The organism is Mycobacterium sp. P7213, from assembly GCF_900604305.1.
GTDB lineage: Bacteria > Actinomycetota > Actinomycetes > Mycobacteriales > Mycobacteriaceae > Mycobacterium.
The window spans coordinates 1-664 of the sequence record NZ_UWOA01000120.1 but is presented as its reverse complement, the minus strand read 5'-3'; the positions used below and the strand labels follow the sequence as shown (position 1 = coordinate 664).

The 664-nt window shown below is 65.1% G+C and carries 1 protein-coding gene; it reads right to left on the bottom strand.

Annotated elements, in window-relative coordinates; genetic code table 11:
• Positions 1 to 664: DUF732 domain-containing protein (locus EJK91_RS21485; protein WP_164518074.1), on the bottom strand; the 664-nt coding region annotated here is incomplete at both ends.

The window sequence follows — 664 nt, the reverse complement described above, 5'->3', positions numbered from 1 at the left end:
CGGCCACACCGTGTGCCGCAAACTCGACGACGGTATACCGGCGCGCACCGTCCTGGACGGATTGGACAACGATGCCTTCGGAATGAACCCCGCATTACGCGAGCAGTCAGATCGGCTGGCGGCCACCATGAGCCGATTCATAGCGGCGAACCCCGCATTACGCGAGCAGTCAGATCGGCTGGCGGCCACCATGAGCCGCTTCGGCGGTTTCGGTTGCGACGCGTCGCCGGTGGCTATGGTGTCGACCGGTGAGCCGAGCACCGCGCCACCGGTGCCGGTCCGGAGACGGTGATGCGCTGCCACGAACCGGCCGGCGGGCGCGGTGGACTTGCGAGCGCCCGCCAGTGAAGCGATCTTGCCCTGGTCGCCCGGACAGTAGACCTCGACTGCTGCCGCTATGAATCGGCTCATGGTGGCCGCCAGCCGATCTGACTGCTCGCGTAATGCGGGGTTCATTCCGAAGGCATCGTTGTCCAATCCGTCCAGGACGGTGCGCGCCGGTATACCGTCGTCGAGTTTGCGGCACACGGTGTGGCCGGCGGCGACAACGGTCGAGATGTTTTCCATGGCGGGAATCAGTTTGCGGCACACGGTGTGGCCGGCGGCGACAACGGTCGAGATGTTTTCCATGGCGGGAATCTGCTTCTCTTGCAGTACCGCCAGA